The organism is Actinospineispora acaciae DSM 45401, assembly GCF_000620785.1.
GTDB lineage: Bacteria > Actinomycetota > Actinomycetes > Mycobacteriales > Pseudonocardiaceae > Pseudonocardia > Pseudonocardia acaciae.
Window position 1 is genome coordinate 1 of sequence record NZ_JIAI01000056.1, and the last position, 5089, is coordinate 5089.

Genomic DNA, 5089 nt, shown 5'->3' on the forward strand with positions numbered 1-5089 from the left:
CCCCTAGCCACTCACGGGTTGACGTGCGCGCTTAGTCCTGCGGCAGCTGGGGTTCGCGTGGCTTGTTGCAGCTGGCGCCCGGGGGGCATGACGGGTGGCCGCCCGAGAAATCGTTGGGGTCTCCGCAGTTGCTGCCGCTGTCTTGACAGACGTCCCCGGGGCTCGCCAGCTGGCCGTGGCCGACGGTCGGAGTGGCCGCCATGGCCGTACCCCCGACGAGAACCAACCCCGCCACCGCCAGCCCCACCGCCGTCAACGCCGCACGCACAGACATAACCAAAAGCCCCCTCTGTACAGGTCTGATGCCGGGCGCGAGTACACCAAGAGCCGCCACCCCCCGTACCAAAACCGCGATCCATCACCCATCCGGGTGGCGCGTAGCGTACGGCGGCAGACGGGGAACCGAGCGGAGAAGGAGGCGCGGGTGGCGCTCACATACGGCGACCTGGCCGATCGCTGGGGGGACGAGCAGCTCATTCACCTGCCGCTGGACAAGATCGCGTCGAAGCTGACGTTCAATTTCGACCTGCTCTCGCCCGGCGGCGCCCTGCCCTCCGATGTGCCGTACCTGTTCACCATCCACCTGGCCGGCCAGCCAGACCTCTTCAACGAGATCCACAGCGTGTCCCCGGACCGAGCGCCGAACCGGTTCCTCGTCATCGGCGCGGCACCAGAGACCCTCAAGATGCTCTACGGCCTGGACATGGCAACCGGGGCGGTCGCGCTGATGAACACCAGGGACCAGTCCATCGAACCGATCAACTCCAGCCTCGCGCTGTTCGTGGAGTTCCTCCACCGCATCGCACCGTGGGTCACCCCGAACGCCCCCCTCCACACCATCGCCGAGGCCAACGAGCTGCGCACCGAGCTGCGCGCCCTGGACCCCTCGGCGTTCGACAGCCCCGAGTCGTGGTGGTCAATGGTGCTGGACCGGCTGGCACAGACCAGCTAGTTGAACGACTAGTCGCCGTTGTCGTGGCGGCCGATTTCGGAGATGGGAAAGGGTGGTAGGAGGTCGTGGGCTCGGTGGCGTAGTTGGCCGGCGGTATGGGTGAGGGCTTGGTCGTAGCCTCGGGTGAACTCAGTGGCGGCGCCGGTGTGGGTTGGGGTGAGTTTGGTGGCCTCGGCTTCGAGGGCGCGGGCGATGAGGGTGCGGTCGTAGACCTCGAACAGCATGTAGCCGAGGCGGTCTTCGATCTCGTTGATCAGGTTCGTAATGGTGTGTTCGTGGGGGTTGAGGCGTTGGCGTTCGCGGATGATGTCCTCGACCGGGGGGAGCAGGGCGTCGATCTCTTCGGCGATGGCGGCGCAGATTTCTGGGTCGATGTCCGGCATCCATTTCCGCACCAGGAGCTGAACGTCTTCGCGGCGGGTCGCCGAGCTGGGGCGGTCTGGATCTTCCAACGTGTGCCACTCGTTCCATCTGTAGTGCGTTGGTTCGGGTGGTAGCCCCAGGTCAGCGACGAGTTGTGTGCTGGAGACCTCGGAGCCGGATGGGTTGGCCGGGTCGGCGCGTGAGGTGAGTCGGGCGATGGCGGCGTCGAGGCCCGCTCGCAGGCCCGCGCCGTGTTCGCTGGTTGCTGGTGTGGCGGCTTGTGCTTGGAGCTGGGCGGCCAGGTCCAGCAGTTCGGTCCCCAGCTTGGGGTTCGGTGGGGTGTCTGGTGCTGGTTGGGGTGGGCAGGCGGCCAGGCTCCGGTGTAGTTCGTCGACCACTTCTCCGGCATGGCGCGACCAGAACCGCCGTGCCTCCCACAGCTCCCACAGCTCGATCGAGGCGCCGACGATCCCGGAGGCCATCTCGCTCCACGGGTGGCGGTAGCGATCTTCCGCGCGGAGGCCGAGGTGGACGGCGATCACGGTGAACACGAACGTCTCGCACGCATACCGGTCCGCTACCCGGTCCCAGGCCGTCATGGACCCGGCGGTGTCGCTCATCCCCACATCCCTGGCGCGCAGTCCTCGGTGGCGGAACTAGGACACCACCCTGCCGGGCATCTTCGCCACCCGCGTTTCGGCGTGGGGGAGAAGACCAGCGTCCCATTCTTCGGTGGTGATCATCGCCGCATGCTGGATTACGAGTAGCCGACGTACCGCGCCGGTGGTGAGCTCGCTCGGCTGACCGGCGGTACCGAGCATGCGGACCAGCGCCTCGGGGTCGACCGCTCGCACCTGATCCAGCACCGGTGCGCTGAGTGGCTGCCCCACCCGGTCCTGGACGAAATCGGAATACAGCGCGTGCGGGGAGCGCGGGAAGGAGTTGCCGTTGTCGATAGCGACCGGACGCCCGTCAGGCGCGGTCAGATAGTTGTGACGGCCTCGGTCGGTGTTCGCGATGAGGTAGTCCAGGATGGCCATTCGTTCGCGGTCGGCCAGCGGATAGCGGCTCGTCGCAAGCCCGGCGGCAGCGGGCACGAACCGTTGCAGTGATCCGATCCCGCGCGGTCCGTCCCACCAGATCGTCGGCGGCACCAGGGCGAACCCGAACAGACGGTCCAGCCTCCAGGCGGTGACCTCGCCGAGGGCCAGCGCCCCGCGCGGGAAGAGGTGCCGTTCGGCGAACGCGGGGTGTTCACCGTCCACGGGCTTGTAGATCGCCTGGCCGCCGTTGGCCATGACGACCCGCCACACCTCGTTCGCGCTGGACGTCGGGTCGAGGCGGCTGAGCAGGAGCGGGGGCGTCACGGCGCACCCGCCTCTGGCCCGTCGCCGTCGCTGCCACCGCGAGCGCCGAACCAGCCGGCCAGGCGGGTGATCAGGCCTTTGACCAGGCGGTTGACCACCAGCCACCAGCGAGGTGGGCCGCGGATCGTCGGTGTGCCGTGGCCGTCGCCACCGGCGTGCTCGCCCTTGGGCGGCGGGCCGCTCCCAGCGGCCGGGATGGGCTGGCGGCCGCGCCAGGTGTCGTAGACCGCGAGCAGCCAGGTTGCCGTCCCGCCGGCGGTTGGCTTGCGAGGCGTCTGCTCCGCCTGTTCGGCGGAATCCAGCAAACCCGACAGCTCGCTGATCAACTCGGTGAGCTCGGCGTCCACCTCGGTGATCTGATCAACGAGCTTCTTGACCCGGTCCTCGTGTTCGGTTCGTTTGAGATCGTTGCGGGAAAGGCCGCGGATCTTGCGCTGTTGGTCGACGGTGTGCGCGACCTTGGCGCGAAGTTGTGCGAGTGTGCCGACGAGGTCCTTCTCAACCGTGCGCGCGGTGTCGAGATCGCCGAGCCGGCGTATCAGCTCGCGGACGTGTTTCTTGTTCCGGAAGGACCGTGGCCTTTCCGCCAGCCGTGTATGGGTCGTGGTGATGGCCTCGGTGAGTGTGGTCAGAGCGCGGTCGGCGCGGTCAAGTTCCGCGTCGGAGAAGTCACGTATCGCGCGAAGTGGTGGGGAGAACACCAGCACCAAGGACGCGAGCCAGTAGCCGGCCATGGCGATCACGCTGGTGGCGCGCAACCCAACCCCGTGCTCGGCCAGCTCACCGCCGACCCAGGCGCCCACCAGCATGCCGACGTTCATCAGCCACATTGACGTGGCGCCCACCCGCGATTGCAGCTTCTTCGGTGGCGCCCTGGCGGAATAGTCGGTGGAGAGGATGTACTTGATTCGCCCCGCGAAGAACACGGCGCCTAGTCCGACACTCGCGAAGGCTGGCCCCCACCACCAGTGCACTGGAGCAAAAGAGTAGAGCAGGCCGACAGGACCAATCAGGAACGGCGCAAGCAAGAAGGCCCGAGCGGAACCGAACCGGACGGCGAGCCGCTTTTCAATTACCGTGGCAAGCAGCCCGAAGCCGAGGGCGAAGGTGGCGGTCGCACCGATGATGGAAAGGGAAAAATGTAAGACGTCCGCCATGTACTTGTAGCTGGTCGCCACATACATCGCGAAGAAGAACTCCGCCACGCCTTTATGCGCCGTGATCGTCAGCAGGATCTTCTGGCCGATCACGAAACGCACGCCCTCGGCTATGTCGGCACGCATCACCGCGAGGCGAGGCCCGAGGGAGGGGCCGAACAGCGAGCCGAGCACGCCGCCCAGGAAGACGGCGGACGAGACCGCGCCGGTGACGGCGGCGGGAGCGTGCAGCGCCCCCAACGGGAGCGCGGTGTAGGCCGCGTAGGCGGCGCTGGTCGTGGTGGCGTTCCACAGGCGCTGTCGGTGTTCGGCGAGGTGATGGCGCCACCGCCGGACGAGGTCACGGGCTCCCTCGACGATGCGGGGTCCGGCTACGGCACCCAGTACGACTCCGACGACCGCGGCGGTAGGGGCCATGCTCGCGGCGACCGGGAAGGCGTGCGGCACACGCATCAAGAACGCGACGTAACCGTTGCCGGCCGTGAGATCCGACCAGATCCGGTGGTGAGCCCGGGCCTGCTGAGTGGCTGGCCGGCTGGATGCGCCGCTCTCTTCCGGCGCCGTCCGGATTCGGCGGAGCGCGCCGGCACTGATCAAGTAGGAGACCGCGTCGACGAGCATCGTGCCGGCAGGGCCGATTCTGGGGGTCAGGAAACCGCCGATGATCGGTCCAGCGGTATAGGCCGCGTCCGAGTCGATCTTGATCTTCTTGTTGGCCTGCCCGAGTCGGTTGGGAATCAACGCTCTCAGGTGAGCGGCCGTGGCGGTTCGGAAAAACACTGACAGCGCTGCACCGACCGCGGTCACCGTGTACAGCTGCCACAGGTGCAGGTGCAGGTGCAGCGGCCCGGTCCATCCCGCGACGATCGCGGCGAAGGAGAGCGTAAGCGCTGCCTGGGCTATCGCGATCCCGATCATCAACTGGCGTTTTTTGGCCCGCTCGACCAGCGGTCCGGCCGGCAACCCGACCAGCACACTCGTCAAGCGGCTCACGATGGTCAGCCAGCTGACCTGGGTAGGCGATGCGCCCAGGCTGGATGCGATGTGGTCGAGCAGGTTCGACGCCGTGGCCGATCCGAGGCCATCGACGAAAGCTCCGCCCCGGTACCACGGCTCGAAGTCCCGTTGCCGTTGTACCCCGTCGACGATCTCGGCAGCGTCCTTGTCGTGGGTCCGACCCGCGTCGTTGAGGTCGTGTTCCCGACCTTGACGGTGGAAGAAGTCCTCGTGATCTCTCAGTCGATTGAGCA

At 67.3% G+C, this 5089-nt stretch carries 4 protein-coding genes; 1 reads left to right on the forward strand and 3 read right to left on the reverse strand.

Annotated features, from left to right (window positions below):
* Window positions 1-424: 424 nt before the first annotated feature.
* Window positions 425-952, forward strand: a complete 528-nt coding sequence (locus N912_RS64900; protein ID WP_028927999.1) for an SUKH-4 family immunity protein — start codon at window positions 425-427, stop codon at window positions 950-952.
* An 8-nt stretch (window positions 953-960) separates the two neighbouring features.
* On the opposite strand, the gene N912_RS0147955 is transcribed toward N912_RS64900, so the two are convergent.
* From N912_RS0147955 to N912_RS59610, 3 genes are all read right to left on the reverse strand, one after another.
* Window positions 961-1935, reverse strand: a complete 975-nt coding sequence (locus N912_RS0147955) for a hypothetical protein (RefSeq protein WP_156994466.1) — start codon at window positions 1933-1935, stop codon at window positions 961-963.
* A gap of 36 nt (window positions 1936-1971) precedes the next feature.
* Window positions 1972-2613, reverse strand: coding sequence for a protein kinase family protein (locus N912_RS61445; protein ID WP_156994467.1), 642 nt, complete (start codon window positions 2611-2613; stop codon window positions 1972-1974).
* A gap of 65 nt (window positions 2614-2678) precedes the next feature.
* Window positions 2679-5089: MFS transporter (locus N912_RS59610; protein WP_037070431.1), on the reverse strand; the 2411-nt coding region annotated here is incomplete at its 5' end.

Coding starts and splice junctions, on each gene's coding strand:
- N912_RS0147955 (WP_156994466.1), bottom strand. CDS start 1,935: ATGAGCGACACCGCCGGGTCCATGACGGCCTGGGACCGGGTAGCGGAC.
- N912_RS61445 (WP_156994467.1), bottom strand. CDS start 2,613: ATGGCCAACGGCGGCCAGGCGATCTACAAGCCCGTGGACGGTGAACAC.